This window comes from Metabacillus dongyingensis, from assembly GCF_019933155.2.
Taxonomy (GTDB): Bacteria; Bacillota; Bacilli; order Bacillales; family Bacillaceae; genus Bacillus_P; species Bacillus_P dongyingensis.
On sequence record NZ_CP082944.1, the window covers coordinates 2,168,491 to 2,185,994 of the forward strand.

19 protein-coding genes are annotated in these 17,504 nt (G+C 41.9%); 18 read left to right on the forward strand and 1 reads right to left on the reverse strand.

Annotated features, from left to right (window positions below; genetic code table 11):
* Positions 1 to 2 precede the first annotated feature (2 nt).
* From rlmN to spoVM, 7 genes are all read left to right on the forward strand, one after another.
* Positions 3 to 1,094, forward strand: coding sequence for a dual-specificity RNA methyltransferase RlmN (gene rlmN, locus K8L98_RS10720; protein ID WP_223442205.1), 1,092 nt, complete (start codon positions 3 to 5; stop codon positions 1,092 to 1,094).
* A 4-nt stretch (positions 1,095 to 1,098) separates the two neighbouring features.
* A complete protein-coding gene (locus tag K8L98_RS10725) occupies positions 1,099 to 1,860 on the forward strand; it encodes a Stp1/IreP family PP2C-type Ser/Thr phosphatase (protein WP_223442207.1) in 762 nt (253 codons plus the stop codon).
* Positions 1,854 to 3,830: a Stk1 family PASTA domain-containing Ser/Thr kinase gene (gene pknB, locus K8L98_RS10730; protein ID WP_223442210.1), complete on the forward strand. Its 1,977-nt coding sequence runs from the start codon at positions 1,854 to 1,856 to the stop codon at positions 3,828 to 3,830. The genes K8L98_RS10725 and pknB overlap by 7 nt, the downstream gene beginning before the upstream one ends.
* Before the next feature lie 28 nt (positions 3,831 to 3,858).
* The gene (gene rsgA / locus K8L98_RS10735; RefSeq protein WP_223442213.1) at positions 3,859 to 4,743 is read left to right on the forward strand and encodes a ribosome small subunit-dependent GTPase A; all 885 of its coding nucleotides are present in this window, start codon (positions 3,859 to 3,861) and stop codon (positions 4,741 to 4,743) included.
* 2 nt (positions 4,744 to 4,745) lie between these two features.
* On the forward strand, positions 4,746 to 5,393 hold the full coding sequence (gene rpe / locus K8L98_RS10740; protein WP_223442217.1) for a ribulose-phosphate 3-epimerase: 648 nt from the start codon (positions 4,746 to 4,748) through the stop codon (positions 5,391 to 5,393).
* A gap of 96 nt (positions 5,394 to 5,489) precedes the next feature.
* Positions 5,490 to 6,131, forward strand: coding sequence for a thiamine diphosphokinase (locus K8L98_RS10745; protein WP_223442219.1), 642 nt, complete (start codon positions 5,490 to 5,492; stop codon positions 6,129 to 6,131).
* Positions 6,132 to 6,270: 139 nt separating this feature from the next.
* Entirely contained in the window at positions 6,271 to 6,351 is an 81-nt protein-coding gene (gene spoVM, locus K8L98_RS10750; protein WP_003328987.1) for a stage V sporulation protein SpoVM, read from the forward strand.
* 208 nt (positions 6,352 to 6,559) lie between these two features.
* Here the strand turns inward: spoVM and rpmB are convergent, their stop codons facing one another.
* Complete coding sequence (gene rpmB / locus K8L98_RS10755) at positions 6,560 to 6,748, reverse strand: 50S ribosomal protein L28 (protein WP_101565215.1); 189 nt, start codon at positions 6,746 to 6,748, stop codon at positions 6,560 to 6,562.
* Positions 6,749 to 7,025: 277 nt separating this feature from the next.
* On the opposite strand from rpmB, the gene K8L98_RS10760 reads away from it, so the two are divergent.
* The 11 genes from K8L98_RS10760 to rnc all read left to right on the forward strand — a co-directional run bounded on the left by K8L98_RS10760 (position 7,026) and on the right by rnc (position 17,447).
* Positions 7,026 to 7,388 carry an Asp23/Gls24 family envelope stress response protein gene (locus K8L98_RS10760; RefSeq protein ID WP_070879137.1) on the forward strand — a complete coding sequence of 121 codons (363 nt, stop codon included), beginning with the start codon at positions 7,026 to 7,028 and terminating at the stop codon, positions 7,386 to 7,388.
* Positions 7,389 to 7,405: 17 nt separating this feature from the next.
* Positions 7,406 to 9,082, forward strand: coding sequence for a DAK2 domain-containing protein (locus K8L98_RS10765; RefSeq protein WP_223442222.1), 1,677 nt, complete (start codon positions 7,406 to 7,408; stop codon positions 9,080 to 9,082).
* A gap of 186 nt (positions 9,083 to 9,268) precedes the next feature.
* Complete coding sequence (gene sdaAB / locus K8L98_RS10770) at positions 9,269 to 9,931, forward strand: L-serine ammonia-lyase, iron-sulfur-dependent subunit beta (RefSeq protein WP_223442225.1); 663 nt, start codon at positions 9,269 to 9,271, stop codon at positions 9,929 to 9,931.
* Positions 9,932 to 9,967: 36 nt separating this feature from the next.
* Positions 9,968 to 10,858: an L-serine ammonia-lyase, iron-sulfur-dependent, subunit alpha gene (gene sdaAA, locus K8L98_RS10775; protein ID WP_223442228.1), complete on the forward strand. Its 891-nt coding sequence runs from the start codon at positions 9,968 to 9,970 to the stop codon at positions 10,856 to 10,858.
* The gene (gene recG / locus K8L98_RS10780; RefSeq protein ID WP_223442231.1) at positions 10,842 to 12,896 is read left to right on the forward strand and encodes an ATP-dependent DNA helicase RecG; all 2,055 of its coding nucleotides are present in this window, start codon (positions 10,842 to 10,844) and stop codon (positions 12,894 to 12,896) included. The genes sdaAA and recG overlap by 17 nt, the downstream gene beginning before the upstream one ends.
* A 112-nt stretch (positions 12,897 to 13,008) precedes the next feature.
* A complete protein-coding gene (fapR, locus tag K8L98_RS10785) occupies positions 13,009 to 13,608 on the forward strand; it encodes a transcription factor FapR (RefSeq protein ID WP_223442233.1) in 600 nt (199 codons plus the stop codon).
* Positions 13,592 to 14,584 (forward strand): phosphate acyltransferase PlsX, encoded by a 993-nt coding sequence (plsX, locus tag K8L98_RS10790; RefSeq protein ID WP_223442235.1) that lies wholly within the window; start codon positions 13,592 to 13,594, stop codon positions 14,582 to 14,584. Before fapR ends, plsX begins: the two co-directional genes overlap by 17 nt.
* Before the next feature lie 19 nt (positions 14,585 to 14,603).
* A complete protein-coding gene (gene fabD, locus K8L98_RS10795; protein ID WP_223442237.1) occupies positions 14,604 to 15,548 on the forward strand; it encodes an ACP S-malonyltransferase in 945 nt (314 codons plus the stop codon).
* On the forward strand, positions 15,548 to 16,288 hold the full coding sequence (gene fabG / locus K8L98_RS10800; protein WP_223442239.1) for a 3-oxoacyl-[acyl-carrier-protein] reductase: 741 nt from the start codon (positions 15,548 to 15,550) through the stop codon (positions 16,286 to 16,288). The genes fabD and fabG overlap by 1 nt, the downstream gene beginning before the upstream one ends.
* A 94-nt stretch (positions 16,289 to 16,382) precedes the next feature.
* Positions 16,383 to 16,616: an acyl carrier protein gene (gene acpP, locus K8L98_RS10805; RefSeq protein ID WP_070879146.1), complete on the forward strand. Its 234-nt coding sequence runs from the start codon at positions 16,383 to 16,385 to the stop codon at positions 16,614 to 16,616.
* A 99-nt stretch (positions 16,617 to 16,715) separates the two neighbouring features.
* On the forward strand, positions 16,716 to 17,447 hold the full coding sequence (gene rnc, locus K8L98_RS10810; RefSeq protein ID WP_223442241.1) for a ribonuclease III: 732 nt from the start codon (positions 16,716 to 16,718) through the stop codon (positions 17,445 to 17,447).
* The last annotated feature ends 57 nt before the right edge of the window (positions 17,448 to 17,504 follow it).

Genomic DNA, 17,504 nt, shown 5'->3' on the forward strand with positions numbered 1-17,504 from the left:
AAATGGAAGAAGTAAAACGAACTAAAAAAGCAGTCATCAAAGATCAAGTAAAACCTTCCATTTATTCTCTTGAACTCGGAGAATTGCAAGACTGGTTAACAGAAAAAGGCGAAAAGCCGTTCAGGGCTGCACAAATTTTTGACTGGCTTTATATAAAAAGAGCATCCTCTTTTGAGGAAATGTCAAATCTATCCAAAGCGCTGAGAGGCAAGCTTGATGAGCATTTTGTTTTAACAACACTTAAAACAATCATTCAGCAAACTTCAAATGACGGCACAATGAAGTTTTTATTTGAACTTCATGACGGTTATTCAATTGAAACCGTATTGATGCGCCATGAATATGGAAATTCCGTTTGTGTAACTACACAAGTGGGCTGCCGGATTGGCTGTACGTTCTGTGCGTCTACACTCGGCGGATTAAAACGCAACTTAGAAGCAGGAGAAATCGTTGCTCAGGTCGTAAAAGTACAAAAGGCACTTGATGAGCTGGGAGAACGTGTGAGTCATGTGGTTATCATGGGAATTGGCGAACCATTTGATAATTATGATGAAATGATGGGATTTCTTAAAATCATAAATCATGATGATGGATTAAATATTGGAGCCCGCCATATTACTGTTTCAACGAGCGGGATCATTCCAAAAATCTATAAATTTGCAGATGAACACCTGCAAATTAACTTTGCCGTTTCTCTGCATGCACCAAACACGGAGCTGAGAAGCCGTTTAATGCCAATCAACAAAGCGTATAAGCTTCCTGAGCTTATGGAAGCCATTGAGTATTATGTGAATAAAACAGGCCGACGTGTAAGCTTTGAATATGGTTTATTCGGAGGAGTAAATGATCAGGTAGAGCACGCTGAAGAGCTCGCGAAGCTTATTAAGCATCTCAAATGTCATGTGAACTTAATTCCGGTCAACTATGTGCCTGAACGAGACTATGTCAGAACTCCAAGAGAACAGATTGATCTGTTTGAGAAGACATTGAAAAAACGCGGCATAAATGTAACGACCAGACGAGAGCAGGGGCATGACATTGATGCAGCATGCGGTCAGCTTAGAGCGAAGGAGCGCAAAGAAGAGACGAGGTGACTTCATGGAAACCGTTATTGTAACAGACAGGGGAAAAGTAAGGCAGCATAATGAAGACAGTGTTGGCGTCTTTAAAAATGAAGACGGAGATGTGCTGGCAGTTGTTGCAGATGGTATGGGGGGTCACTTAGCAGGGGATGTTGCAAGTCAAATGACGATTGCAACTCTGAAGGAAATGTGGGAATCAGCTTCCCGCATTTCTTCTCCTGACCTTGCTGTAAATTGGCTTAAAGAGCATATCGAAAAAGTTAACTCTATTTTACTTGAACATGCATTGACGCATCCCGATTGCAAAGGCATGGGTACAACGGTTGTTGCAGCTATATGCACCGAAAGCTTTGCTACAATCGGCCATATCGGCGACAGCAGGGGATATTTATGCAATACTGACGGTTTTAAACAAATTACAGAGGATCATTCACTTGTAAATGAACTCGTGCGTTCAGGACAGATTTCAAAGGAAGATGCAGAACATCATCCGAGAAAAAATGTTCTTGTCAGGGCTTTAGGTACTGAAGAACACGTTGAACTGGATCTGACATCCATTTGTCTGGAGGAATCTGATATCCTGCTTTTATGTTCAGATGGACTATCCAACAAAGTTGGCGAGAGTGAAATGAAGCAGACATTAACCTCTCTCGGGTCACTGAACGAGATTGCATTGTCTTTGGTCAATCAGGCAAATGATAATGGGGGAGAGGATAATATTTCACTCGTCATCGTCAAACAGCCGTCTGAAATCAAAGAGGGTGATCAGACGTGTTAATTGGCAAGCGATTAAGCGGCAGGTATAAAATTCTTCGGGTTATTGGCGGCGGAGGAATGGCGAACGTATATTTGGCGCGGGATATGATTTTAGATCGCGATGTTGCAATGAAAGTCCTAAGATTTGATTTTTCAAATGACGATGAGTTTATTAAGCGATTCAGACGTGAGGCACAATCAGCAACAAGTCTTGCACATCCGAATATTGTCAGTATTTTTGATGTTGGGGAAGAAGACGGCATCTACTATATCGTCATGGAATACGTTGAAGGCAATACGTTAAAACAATACATACAGCAATATGCACCGCTGCATCCCAGAGAAGCCTTAAATATAATGGAGCAGATTGTATCAGCAATCGCACACGCCCATGAAAATCATATCGTTCATCGTGATATTAAGCCGCATAACATTTTGATCGATCCGCATGGAAATGTGAAGGTAACTGATTTTGGCATCGCAATGGCATTAAGCTCCACAACGATTACCCAGACAAACTCTGTGCTCGGGTCAGTACATTATTTATCGCCTGAGCAGGCCCGCGGAGGAATGGCGAATAAAAAATCAGATATTTATTCCCTGGGGATTGTTCTTTTTGAGCTGCTGACTGGCAGACTGCCTTTTGACGGAGAATCTGCCATTTCAATTGCGCTGAAACATCTGCAGTCTGAAACACCTTCAGCTAAACGGTGGAATGCTACGATTCCGCAGAGTGTTGAGAATATTATTTTAAAAGCAATGGCAAAGGATACCTTTCACAGATATGAATCCGCTGAAGAAATGGAAGAAGATATTACATCTGCGCTTAAACCAGAGCGTCTAAATGAAGAGAAATTCGTTATTCCTGAAGATAATGAAGCAACAAAAGCGATTCCAATCATCACGGATTCAAATATGTATGAAAAAACCGATGACACCCTTGTGCGCCCGCAAGAGAATATTGGTAAAGAAGCATCAAATAAGCCCATAAAAGAAGCAAATAAAAAAGGCAAAAAAGAGAAAAAGAAAAAAAGCAAAGCCGGCAAGATCATACTGACAATCTTTCTTCTGCTATTGGTCGCAAGTGTGGCCGCGGTAACGATTATCCCTCCGCTGCTTATGCCAAAGGACGTTGAGGTACCTGATTTAACGGGAATAAAATATGAAGAAGCAGTTGAACAGCTGATTGCAGATGGGTTTGTTGTGGATGACCCAATTCATATAGAAGATGAAGAAATTCAGGAAGGCTTTGTTGTTAAAACAAAACCGGAAGCGGGCAAAACGGTAAAAGAAGGAGATACAATCATCATTTATGAAAGCTCAGGCAAAGAGAAGGTGGAGCTGGATGACTATGTTAACCGTGATATTAACCGTGTCCGTGATCTTCTTGTAAGAAAAGGGTTTACAAATATTAAAGTGGAAGAAGAATTTAATGAAGCAGCTGCGGGAACGATTTTAGAACAGGACCCCGAACCTGGAGTGGAGGTTATTCCAGGAGAAGATGAACTGGTCTTAACGGTAAGCAAAGGACCTGAGGAGTTTGAGCTTCAGGATTTAACAGGTTATTCAGAGGAAGCTTTAAATGCTTATATTGAAGAAAACGATCTGGAATTGGTCAGGAAAGATGTTTATTCAGACACAGTCAGCAAAGGAGAAGTCATCTCTCAATCTCCTGGACCATCTGAAAAAGTACTCCCTGGAGATACGCTTGAAGCGACAATATCGCTTGGTCCGGAACCAATGCCAATTCAAAAAGTGAAGAAAACGATTGAAATTCCTTATCCGCCAGAGCTTGCAGGACAGCCAGCCGAGGTTAGTATTAACATAGATGATGCAGAGCATTCTATTTCAGATGTGTATGATAAGTTTACGACCACTGAAACCACTACGCGTGAAATAGAATTTTCAATTGCTCCTGATGAGAAAGCTTTTTATCAGGTAATCATCGACAATAGGGTAGTGAAATCTGAAATTATTCCATACCCTGAGTAATTGTCTGCAGTAATCAAGGAGGAAATGTATGCCTAAAGGCAAAATTATTAAAGCGTTAAGCGGATTCTATTATTGTCTTGACGGAGAGCGGACGATCCAGTGCCGCGGCCGCGGTGTTTTCCGTAAAAACAAAGTAACACCGCTCGTTGGAGACGAAGTCATTTACGATTATGAAAATGAACGTGAAGGCACTATTCAGGAGGTACTGGACCGGAAAAACGAGCTTGTTCGTCCTCCGATTGCAAATGTCGATCAGGCCATCCTTGTTTTTTCTGCTGTTGAGCCTGATTTCAGCACGGTGCTTCTTGACCGCTTTTTAGTCCTTATTGAATCGAATGATATTGAGCCGATTATTTGCATCAGCAAAACGGATCTAATTGAAGACGAAAAACAGAAGAATGAAATTTTAGCCTATGCGGATGATTACCGCAAAATGGGATATGAAGTGAGACTGACTTCTACACTTGAGGCTGATGGCATCGCCGAACTGCTGCCATTGTTAAATGACCGCATCTCTGTATTTGCCGGACAGTCCGGTGTTGGAAAATCATCTCTTTTAAATGTGCTGCGCCCTGAACTTGCCCTTAAAACCAGTGACATCTCCTCTCACTTGGGACGCGGAAAGCATACGACAAGACATGTAGAGCTTATTCCAGTCGGTTCCGGATTAGTGGCAGATACGCCAGGCTTTAGTTCACTGGAATTCATGAATATTGAAGCAGAAGATCTGTCTTATTGTTTTCCGGAAATGAGAGAAAGAAGCGATCAATGCAAATTCAGAGCCTGTACACATGTGTCAGAACCAAAATGCGCGGTTAAGACAGCAGTGGAAAATGGGGAAATCCCGAAATACCGGTATGACCATTATTTGAGCTTTATTGAAGAAATTAAGGATAGAAAGCCGAGGTACTAACCATGATTAAAATTGCACCATCGATTCTTTCAGCTGATTTTTCCCGCCTTGGAGCAGAAATTGAAGATGTTGAAAGAGGGGGAGCGGATTATATTCATGTCGATGTGATGGATGGGCATTTTGTACCTAACATCACAATCGGTCCTCTGATTGTCGACGCAATCAGACCGGTGACAAAGCTCCCTTTAGATGTTCATTTAATGATTGAGAATCCTGACGCTTTCATTGGTACATTTGCTAAAATGGGAGCGGATATCATTTCTGTTCACGCAGAAGCATGTCCTCATTTACACCGGACCATTCAGCTTATTAAGTCTGAAGGTGTAAAAGCAGGGGTTGTACTTAATCCCCATACACCGGCAGATGTCATTAAGCATGTTCTCGATGACCTTGATCTGGTTCTTCTTATGACAGTGAACCCCGGGTTCGGCGGCCAATCTTTTATTCATTCTGTCCTGCCGAAAATTACGGAAGTAGCAAAAATGGTGAAGGAACGCGGGCTGCAGACGGAGATTGAAGTAGATGGCGGAGTAAATGCAGAAACAGCTATGCTTTGTATAGAAGCAGGAGCAAATGTGCTGGTAGCAGGTTCAGCCATATACAATCAGCCTGACCGCATGAAAGCGATACGTGAAATAAGAAACGCTTAAGAACCGCTTTTGCGGTTCTTTTTTTAAGAATTCAATCGATAAAAAAATAAATCATAATAATATTATGTAAATTAGAAACAAGCAAGGATGAATGAAATGAAATCAATTTACATTGTTGCAGGCGGACCGAAAAAGTATATACCATCCTTAACCAGATATGATGCGGATCCTGTTATCTGGATTGGTGTCGACAGGGGAGTTATCTACCTCCAGGAAGCAGGCATTGCACCTGCCAGAGCATTTGGCGACTTTGATTCTATTACAGATCAAGAACGTGAGAATTTATCAAAATCGTCTCTCCATATAGACTTATTTCCCTCAGAAAAAGATCAAACTGATACGGAGATTGCTTTAGAATGGGCAATTTTACGGGAACCTGATGAAATTCTTCTTTTTGGTTCAACCGGGGGAAGACTCGATCATTTTCTTGCCAATACGCAGCTGCTTGCAAAGTACCCGGATGCACCGATTAAGATCATTGATCATACGAATGAAATTACAGTGCACCTGCCAGGCACTTATAAGGTCGTGAGAGAAAGCAGTCATCCGTATATTTCGTTTCTTCCTGTAAGCGGGGAAGTAAAAGGCATAACCCTTGAGGGCTTCAAATATCATCTGTCAAATTGTCATATTAAGCTTGGCTCTACATTATGTATTAGTAATGAACTTATTCTTTCGTTCGGTACTTTTTCATTTGAGCAAGGCATATTAATGATGGTAAGAAGTACTGATGAATAACTTCTGGAGCGTTTTTTAAACTATGATGTTTAAAAAAATAATCGGGGCTGCACTGCTTCGCATACGATGAAGAATGGAGAAAATCAGATCCGCTGAATCTTTCATCATCATTTTGAACGAATGGCTGAGGAGGGAAAGTATGAAATTTTATACGATCAAATTACCGAAGTTTTTAGGTGGCATCGTTCGGGCGATGCTGGGCTCGTTTAAAAAAGATTAAGAGCAGAAGCAAAGCGCCCTGGTCATTCAGGTAAAATAGAAAATGGCCTAAGAAGGCGCTTTTTGCCTTTTTAGGTCATTTTGGAATCTTTAAGAATATAAAAAAAGCACCGCCTTTTAGCAGTGCTTTTTTCATATGTTTTAAATCCCGTCCTGAATTCGTTCAAAAATCTATAGAAATGAACGGGTCAAAAGCTTAAAGCTTTTGATTAAACACGCTCAACTTTACCAGATTTTAAAGCTCGAGCAGATACATATACGCGTTTTGGTTTGCCGTCAACTAAGATACGTACTTTTTGAAGGTTAGCACCCCAAGTACGTTTTGAAGCGTTCATTGCGTGAGAACGTGCGTTTCCAGAACGTGTTTTTTTACCAGTGATTACGCATTTACGTGCCATCGTATTCCCTCCTAACTGCAAAAAACCTTTCCAATTCAAACATACTAATCTTGTTTGTCATGAGATACTTTAATAATTTATCACAACTCCTTTCGGAATGCAATAGTTCTTGCTTTTGCTTTCAAGAATTTTTCCTTGACATACATGGATATTTCAGGCTGAATTATACTATAGGGTAAGATTACCCGTGGCAGCGCTTTAGAATCACTTTTAAAAATCTCTTGTATATAGTAAAATAGCTTTAGCCTATGCGAACAATACCAAAGGGGGAACAATCATGTCCATTGAGATGAAAACAAAGTACGGACAAATTGACATATCCAACGAAGTCATTGCAACGGTTGCAGGCGGTGCAGCAATTGACTGTTATGGCATTGTCGGAATGGCATCAAAAAATCAGATCAAAGACGGCATCACTGAGATCTTAAGAAAAGAAAATTTCAGCCGCGGAGTTATTGTCCGTCAGGAAGAAGATCATATCAATATTGATATGTACATTATCGTCAGCTACGGAACTAAAATCTCTGAAGTGGCTCATAATGTTCAAACGAAAGTAAAGTACACACTGGATAAAACAGTTGGACTAGCTGTTGATTCAGTCAATATTTTTGTTCAGAGTGTTCGTGTAACGAACCCGTAGTAAGGAGGAAAAAGTCCGTGTCAATTACAACTTTAGATGGAAAACGTTTTGCGGAAATGATTTTGCAGGGAGCAGGTCACCTGTCAAACAATGCAAAATACGTTGATGCATTAAACGTTTTTCCTGTTCCGGATGGAGATACTGGAACAAATATGAACCTTTCGATGACCTCAGGTGCAAAAGAGGTTAAAAATAATGTTTCTGAACACATTGGAAAGGTCGGTGCAGCACTCTCAAAAGGCCTTTTAATGGGAGCGCGCGGGAATTCGGGTGTTATACTGTCCCAGCTGTTCAGAGGCTTCTCAAAAGCGATCGAATCAAAAAGCGCGATTACAAGCGCTGATTTTGCAAATGCGCTTCAGGCTGGTGTCAACACTGCTTATAAAGCGGTTATGAAACCCGTTGAAGGTACGATTTTAACAGTTGCCAAAGATTCTGCCAAAAAAGCGGTTGATACAATTGAAGCTGATTCATCTATTTCAATTGATCAATTAATGGAAGCGATTTTAACAGAAGCTAAAGCATCTTTAGATAGAACGCCGGATTTATTGCCTGTACTTAAAGAGGTCGGAGTAGTCGACAGCGGCGGACAGGGTCTTGTATTTGTATATGAAGGTTTTCTTGCTGAGCTGAGAGGCGAAAAAGTGTCAAATATTAAGGTTACTGCTTCGATGACTGATCTTGTGAGTGCTGAACATCATAAAAGTGTAGCTTCCCACATCAATACTGAAGACATTGAATTTGGCTACTGTACAGAATTCATGGTGCGGTTTGAAGATGACAAAGACGCTTTTACTGAGGAAACGTTCAGACAGGATTTAAGCGAGCATGGTGATTCTTTATTAGTCATTGCTGATGATGAAATCGTTAAAGTACATATTCACGCAGAATATCCTGGACAGGTTTTAACATATGCCCAGCGTTATGGAAGCCTGATCAACATGAAAATTGAAAACATGCGCCAGCAGCATACAAGCTTGCTTGATAACGTCCCGTCTATGCCTGCGGCTGAACCTGTTTCCAAAAAGAAAGAAAAACAAAAATACGGGATCGTTGCCGTGACAATGGGGAAAGGCATTGCTGATCTTTTCAGAAGCATCGGCTCACATTCTGTCATTGAAGGCGGACAAACGATGAACCCAAGCACAGAGGATATTGTTCAGGCCATTAAAGATGTTCATGCAGAGAATGTCATTATCCTGCCTAACAATTCAAACATTGTCATGGCTGCTCAGCAGGCGGCATCTGTTGTTGATGATCACGTAATCGTTATTCCTTCAAAAACAGTGCCTCAAGGAATGGCAGCAATGCTTGCCTTCAATCCTTCAGCATCTGCTGAAGACAATGAAGAAATCATGAAGGACGCTCTGGGCTCTGTCAAGACAGGTCAAATTACGTACGCTGTCCGCGATACGAATATTGACGGTCTTGATATTGAAAAGGGCGATTTTATGGGAATCGCAAATGGCAAAATTGTATCAAAGGACACAAACCAATTAGCCTCTGCGAAAAAACTTCTTGAAACCATGATTTCTGAAGATGATGAAATTCTAACAATTCTTCAAGGTGAAGATGCTGCTGATGATGAATTGCAGAAATTGGTGCAATTCATCGAAGAAAAATATACAGAAATAGAAGTAGAAGTTCATAAAGGTGAACAGCCTTTATATTCTTACATCTTTTCAATTGAATAGTACAATAAAAGTAGAAGGGGTTCCCCCTTCTATTTCTTATGTAAGCTGAAATTTCATAAGCTTTCCTTATCTTTCTTTTTTCCAGTATGATTACGTTTTCGCAATGGGTCATTTTCTGGTAAACTGAGATTTGCAGGGGAGTTTTAGATTTTGTCAGTAACTTTTTTCAAAGCTTAGGGGGATTTTATGAAATATAGAAGTGTATTTGATATCATTGGACCCATTATGATCGGTCCGTCAAGCTCGCATACAGCGGGGGCTGCAAGAATCGGGAGAGTGGCACGGAGCCTGTTTGGAAGAGAGCCGAAGTGGGCGGCTATTTCGTTTTACGGCTCGTTTGCCAAAACCTTTAAAGGACATGGCACAGATGTAGCCATTATCGGCGGATTGCTTGATTTTGACACATTTGATGAAAGAATAAAAACATCTTTAGAGATTGCAGATCAAAAAGGAATGAAAGTAACCTTCACTGAAGAAGAAGCCATAACCGATCATCCGAATACAGCACGTGTCATCATTGGCGACGATCAAGGCCAGCTGGAGCTTGTGGGTATCTCGATCGGCGGCGGCAAAATTGAAATTACTGAACTGAACGGATTTGAATTAAAATTATCAGGAAATCATCCTGCCATATTAGTTGTACACAATGACCGTTTTGGCGCCATTGCAGCTGTAGCTAATGTTCTGGCGAAATATGCGATTAATATCGGCCATATGAATGTAGCACGAAAGGAAAAAGGCAAGCTTGCTTTAATGACAATTGAAGTAGATCAAAACATTGATACTGCTGTACTGGATGAACTTAAAACACTGCCGAATATTCTTCAAGTAACGAAAATAGCAGATTAAGCTGAAAGAAGCAGTGATGTGACTGGGGGAAAGAATATGTTTCGAAATGTAGCAGAACTAATCGAACTTGCAGAAAGCAAGGGCGTTAAAATAGCAGAAATTATGATTCAGCAGGAAATGGAAATGACCGGAAGAACACGCGAACAAATTTTGTCCATGATGGATCAGAATTTAACGGTGATGGAACAAGCTGTTGAAAAGGGACTTGCCGGGGTGAAATCTCATTCAGGGCTGACTGGCGGGGACGCTGTTCTTATGCAGGCCTATATCCAAAAGGGTAAATTCCTTTCTGGAGAAATTATTTTGGATGCCGTCAGTAAAGCGGTTGCAACCAACGAAGTAAATGCTGCTATGGGAACAATCTGCGCAACTCCTACTGCAGGATCAGCGGGCGTTGTTCCAGGTACTCTTTTTGCTGTAAAAGCTAAGTTAAATCCAAGCAGAGAACAAATGATTGATTTTTTATTTACGTCTGGTGCTTTTGGATTTGTTGTTGCAAATAATGCATCTATTTCTGGAGCTGCAGGGGGCTGTCAGGCTGAAGTCGGATCTGCTTCAGGCATGGCTGCAGCTGCCATAACGGAAATGGCAGGCGGCACACCTAGTCAGGCCGCAGAGGCAATGGCTATTACTCTGAAAAATATGCTCGGACTAGTTTGTGATCCGGTAGCCGGTTTAGTAGAAGTTCCGTGCGTAAAAAGAAATGCTATGGGTGCAGCAAATGCAATGATCGCTGCTGACATGGCTTTAGCAGGCATTACGAGCCGCATACCATGTGATGAAGTAATCGATGCGATGTTCCGCATTGGTCAATCCATGCCGACTGCCCTTAAAGAAACAGCGCAGGGAGGACTCGCGGCAACTCCAACCGGCCGTGAACTCGAGGCGAAAATTTTTGGGATCCCGCTTGATGAACGCGGACAATAATCTCTTGCAGCCTGTCGGTGCCGTAAAGGGGATAGGGGCGGAGTCTGAAGAGATCTTAAATGGAATGGGCATTTATACAGTAAAAGACTTAATTGAATATTTGCCATATCGTTATGAAGATTATCGCCTGAAGGACTTAGCGGAAGTACAGCATGATGAACGAGTGACAGTCGAGGGGAAGGTTCATAGTGAACCTTCTCTTGCCTTTTTCGGCAAAAAGAAATCAAGGCTGACTGTTCGGGTTCTCGTTGGAAGATATTTAATCAGCGCCGTATTTTTTAACCGCCCATATTACAAAAAGAAGCTGGAGCTGCAGTCCACGATTACCATTTCAGGGAAATGGGACAAACACCGGCAGACGATTTCCGTCAGCGAAATTGTATTTGGTCCTCAGGCAAAACAGCATGAAATAGAACCGGTGTACTCTGTTAAAGAAAAGATAACAGTCAAAACGATGAGAAAGTTCATTAATCAGGCATTGAGTCAATACGCTTCTGGCATAACGGATATGATTCCTGAGCAGCTGATGTCTGCCTATCGTCTGCCGCCAAAAAAAGAGGCAATTTTTACGATGCATCATCCACTGAAGCATGAGGATTTAAAGCATGCAAGAAGATATTTTGTCTATGAAGAATTCCTACTATTCCAACTGAAAATGCAGGCTCTGCGAAAATTTCAGCGGGAGCAGTCGCATGGAATTATCCATCAGTACGATCCATTGCAATTAGAAGGATTTACGGAATCACTTCCATTTCCGCTAACAAATGCTCAACAAAGGGTTGTCAGTGAAATTTTAACCGACATGAAGTCAAATTACCGCATGAATCGCCTTCTTCAGGGAGATGTAGGCTCAGGTAAAACAGTAGTTGCGGCCATTGCCATGTATGCCGCTCATTTATCCGGATATCAAGCTGCCCTGATGGTTCCGACGGAAATTTTGGCAGAACAGCATGCAGAATCACTTGCTCAAACCTTCAGCAGCTTCCCTGTCACTGTCGCCTTGCTGACTAGTTCAGTGAAAGGGAAAAAAAGAAGAGAATTGCTGAAGAGAGTTGCAGATGGTGAGATCCAATTTATAGTCGGAACACACGCCCTGATTCAGCAGGATGTCCATTTTGCAAAGCTTGGACTTGTTATTACAGATGAACAGCATCGCTTTGGTGTTGAGCAGAGAAAAGTGCTTCGGGCTAAAGGAGAAAATCCGGATGTCCTGTTTATGACAGCTACTCCAATTCCAAGAACGCTTGCCATCACGGCATTTGGCGAAATGGATGTCTCTGTGATCGACGAACTTCCGGCTGGCCGAAAACAAATTGAAACGTATTGGGTGAAGCACGAAATGCTGGACCGCATTCTTCGTTTTATTCATAAAGAGCTTCAGGCTGGAAGACAGGCTTATGTTATCTGTCCCCTTATCGAAGAGTCGGATAAGCTTGATGTTCAGAATGCAATCGATGTTCACAGCACCCTCGTTCATTTTTACAAAGACAAATGGAATGTAGGACTGATGCATGGCAGACTGACAAGTGCTGAAAAAGATGAAGTGATGAGAGAGTTCAGTGAAAACCGGGTTCAAATTTTGGTTTCGACAACGGTTGTTGAAGTAGGAGTCAATGTACCTAACGCGACTGTTATGATGATTTATGATGCAGAGCGCTTCGGACTTTCACAGCTCCATCAATTAAGAGGACGAGTAGGAAGAGGAAGTTCACAGTCATACTGTATCCTGCTTGCTGATCCGAAATCAGAAACCGGCAAAGAACGCATGCGGGTTATGACAGAAACAGCGGATGGCTTTGAGCTGTCAGAGAAAGATCTTGAACTTAGGGGCCCGGGAGATTTTTTTGGAAGAAAGCAAAGCGGTATGCCTGAGTTTAAAGTGGCTGATATGGTACATGATTACCGTGCGCTTGAAACGGCCCGGAGTGATGCGGCAAAGCTCGTACAATCCGAAGCTTTCTGGCAGTCGAATGATTACAGGGAGCTCAGAGAGTATCTGGAAAAAACGGGTGTTGTTGATGGTGATAAATTAGATTAATAGAATACGAAAACATAGAAAGCAGATTGCATTTGGACCTTGCAATCTGCTTTATTTGATTATATACTACTATTAGTACCTAGTCTTAAGAGCGCGGACGGTGTCAGACTAAATGAGAAAATCAAAAAAAGAGCGGCAGGCGATGCTGCAGCAGACTATAAATAAAACACCCTTTATTACCGATGAAGAGCTTGCGGATAAATTCAGTGTCAGCATCCAGACAATCAGGCTTGACCGGCTTGAGCTTTCTATTCCTGAGCTTCGCGAACGAATTAAGCATGTAGCTGTCAAGCAGCTTGACGATGAAGTGAAATCACTTCCTTTAGAAGAAGTAATCGGCGAAATTATCGACCTTGATCTTGATTCCTCTGCCATTTCTATTTTTGAAGTGAAAAAGGAGCATGTGTTTGTCCGGAATCAAATCGCACGCGGCCATCATTTATTTGCTCAGGCGAATTCACTGGCAGTTGCGGTAATAGATGATGAACTGGCCTTAACGGCTAAGGCGAATATTCGTTTTACAAGACAGGTTAAAGAAAAAGAAAGAGTTATCGCTAAAGCTAAAGTGATAAAAGTAGATGAAGATAAAGGAAGAACGACTGTTGATGTAAACAGTTATGTAGGAACTGAGCTGGTTTTCTCAGGCACATTTGAAATGTATCGATCAAAAACAATGAAAAAGGCAGGTTTCAGCAATGAAGATCGCAATTGATGCAATGGGAGGAGACAATGCTCCTAAAGCAATCGTAGAAGGTGCAATGAAAGCTGTCACTCTATTTAACGATATTGAGATTACCTTATACGGTAAAGAAGCTCTTATTAAAGAACATCTTACAAATCCGGAGAGAATTACAATTGTACATACTGATACCGTGATTGAAGGAACAGATGAACCTGTCAGAGCGGTGAGAAGAAAAAAAGATGCATCAATGGTGCTGATGGCGAACGCTGTAAAAGAAGGACAGGCTGATGCCTGTATATCTGCCGGGAACACGGGTGCATTAATGACAGCTGGTTTATTTATAGTAGGAAGAATTGATGGAATTGAAAGGCCAGCATTGTCGCCGACACTTCCAACCATTGAAGGGCAAGGGTTCTTAATGCTTGATGTTGGGGCAAATGTTGACGCAAAGCCTGAGCATTTGCAGCAATACGCAATCATGGGTTCCGTATATGCCGAAAAGGTCCGCGGCCTTGCAAACCCAAGAATCGGATTGCTGAATGTCGGCACAGAGGACAAAAAAGGAAATGAGCTGACAAAAGCAGCATTTCAATTGTTGAAAGAATCCAATTTAAACTTTATTGGAAACGTTGAAGCAAGAGATCTTCTCGACGGAGTAGCTGATGTCGTTGTTACGGACGGATTTACCGGCAATGTTGCTCTAAAAACAATAGAGGGAACAGCGCTGTCCGTCTTTAATATGCTGAAGTCAGCACTGACAAGCAATATGAAATCAAAACTTGCAGCAGCTGTATTAAAACCGCAATTAAAAGAGATCAAAGTGAAAATGGATTACTCTGAGTACGGGGGCGCCGGATTGTTCGGCCTGAAAGCGCCGGTTATTAAAGCACACGGCTCTTCTGATCCTAACGCTGTCTACAATGCAATCCGCCAGGCGCGTGAGATGGTAATCAACGACGTCTGCAAAACGATTCAAAAAACCATTGAAAAAACGAATTCTGTTTAAGCATGAGAGGAGATAGAATATGAGTAAAATAGCCTTTATTTTTCCTGGACAAGGGTCGCAGACCGTCGGCATGGGAAAAGATCTGTATGATGAAGTCGAAGCATCTCGCAGTGTGTTTGCAGCTGCAGATGACAAGCTTGGTTTTCAGCTTTCTGAGTTAATCTTTGAAGGTCCGCAAGAAAAGCTGACATTAACATACAACGCACAGCCGGCTCTGCTGACGGCAAGCATCGCTTTATTGGAAAAATTGAAAGAAAGCGGGATTCAGCCGGATTTTGTTGCTGGACACAGTCTTGGAGAATACACGGCACTAGTTGCAGGTGGAGTCCTTTCCTTTGAAGATGCTGTATATGCTGTCAGAAAACGCGGAGAATATATGAACGAAGCAGTTCCTGCAGGTGTCGGAGCAATGGCAGCCATTCTGGGAATGAATTCAGATGAGCTTCGCGAAGTAACAGAACAAATCACAAGCGATGGCTTTTCTGTACAGCTGGCAAACTTAAATTGTCCTGGTCAGATTGTCATTTCAGGTACAGCTGAAGGTGTGGAAAAGGCATCTGCATTAGCAAAAGAAAAGGGCGCGAAAAGAGCGATCCCGCTTGATGTGAGCGGTCCGTTTCATTCAGAGCTGATGAAACCTGCTGCAGAAAAGTTTAAAAATATACTTGATGAAGTAAGCCTTAGTGATGCTTCTATACCAGTGGTGGCAAATGTAACGGCAGCGCCTGTAACAAGCAGCGCAGAAATAAAAACCCTGCTTGTCGAACAGTTGTTTTCTCCAGTAAGATGGGAGCAATCGATCGGCGAAATGATTGAACAGGGTGTTACGACATTTGTTGAAATCGGACCTGGAAAAGTTCTTTCAGGATTAGTGAAAAAAATCGATCGCAAGGTAAACACGATTGCTGTATCTGACTTAGCATCAATCGAGGCTGCAATCGAAAAGCTCAGGGAGGTCAAATAATGGTTGAAGGTAAAGTGGCATTAGTTACTGGAGCATCAAGAGGAATCGGCCGCGCAATTGCACTTGAACTGGCTCAAAATGGTGCAAATGTAGCTGTAAATTACGCTGGGAGCGAAGCGAAAGCGAATGAAGTTGTTGATGAAATAAAGGCACTTGGCAGAGAAGCATTTGCCGTTCAGGCAGATGTCAGCGACAGTGATGCTGTAGCTGCTATGGTCAAAGCTACAGTGGAGCAATTCGGCAGACTGGACATACTAGTTAACAATGCCGGCATTACAAAGGATAATCTGCTGATGAGAATGAAAGACTCTGAATGGGATGATGTCATTAACATCAATTTAAAAGGTGTTTTTCTAACAACAAAAGCAGTTACCCGCCAAATGATGAAGCAGCGTCAAGGACGAATTATCAATATCGCATCCATTGTAGGAGTTAGCGGAAATCCTGGTCAGGCGAATTATGTAGCGGCAAAAGCTGGTGTTATCGGCTTAACGAAAACAGCAGCTAAAGAGCTTTCATCGAGAAATATTACTGTTAATGCCATCGCACCCGGGTTTATTACAACCGATATGACGGATAAACTGACAGAAGAAGTGAAAAATGAAATGCTGAAGCAAATTCCGCTTGCCCGGTTTGGCGAGCCATCCGACATATCAAATGCGGTAACGTTTTTAGCTTCAGATAAAAGCAGCTATATCACAGGTCAAACGATCCATATTGACGGCGGAATGGTCATGTAAATAAAGATTTAGAGGTCTTCTTTTAGATTCTCTGATTTCGGCTAGTTTTTTAATAGGATATACACTATAATACTTTGAGGGGAGGTGAAATGTTATGGCAGATGTACTAGCTCGCGTAACGAAAATTATCGTTGACCGTCTTGGTGTTGATGAGGCTGAAGTAAAAATGGAAGCTTCTTTTAAAGACGATTTAGGTGCGGATTCCCTTGATGTAGTAGAACTTGTTATGGAACTTGAAGATGAGTTCGACATGGAGATTTCTGATGAAGATGCAGAAACAATTGCAACAGTGGGAGACGCTGTGAACTACATACAAAGTCAACAGTAATGTTGCATTTAAAGTCCCGTTTTAAAGCGGGGCTTTATCCCTTTTAAAACATGGGAACAAAAAAGAAAAGATGCGGTTGTTTAAGTGATGGAGGTACCTATGCCGAAGATGAATTACAGAGAGAGAAGATCGTTTGTCAAAAAAGCAGAATTCAAACAATTTCAAGAACAAATTGGCCATACATTCCAAAATGAAAGACTTTTGTATCAAGCCTTCACACATTCATCCTATGTGAATGAGCATCGCAAAAAGCCTTACGAGGACAATGAACGACTGGAATTTTTAGGAGATGCGGTTTTAGAATTAACGATTTCTCAGTTTTTATTTAAGAAATATCCAACAATGAGCGAAGGTGATTTAACAAAGGTCCGTGCAGCTATTGTATGTGAGCCGTCGCTTGTAGCATTCGCAAATGAATTATCATTTGGAAAGCTTGTACTGCTTGGTAAAGGTGAAGAAATGACTGGCGGAAGAGCTAGACCTGCTCTGCTGGCGGACGTTTTTGAAGCATTTATCGGAGCTTTATATTTGGATTCAGGACTTGATCCTGTCGTTGTCTTTTTAGAAAAATGTGTATTTCCTAAAATTAATGATGGTGCTTTTTCTCATGTGATGGATTTCAAAAGTCAGCTGCAGGAGTTTGTTCAAAGAGACAGCAAAGGTTCATTGGAATATAAAATTCTTCAGGAGAAAGGCCCTGCCCACAATCGTGAGTTTGTAGCCACTGTCTCTCTAAATGGAGATATTCTAGGAACCGGAAACGGCAAATCAAAAAAAGCGGCCGAACAGCATGCCGCCCAGGAAGCATTAACAAAATTGAAACCTCATTAAGATGAATTAACCCCCGGAAATCAGGGGGTTCTCTTTATGTTCGGCAGTTTCCGCCAG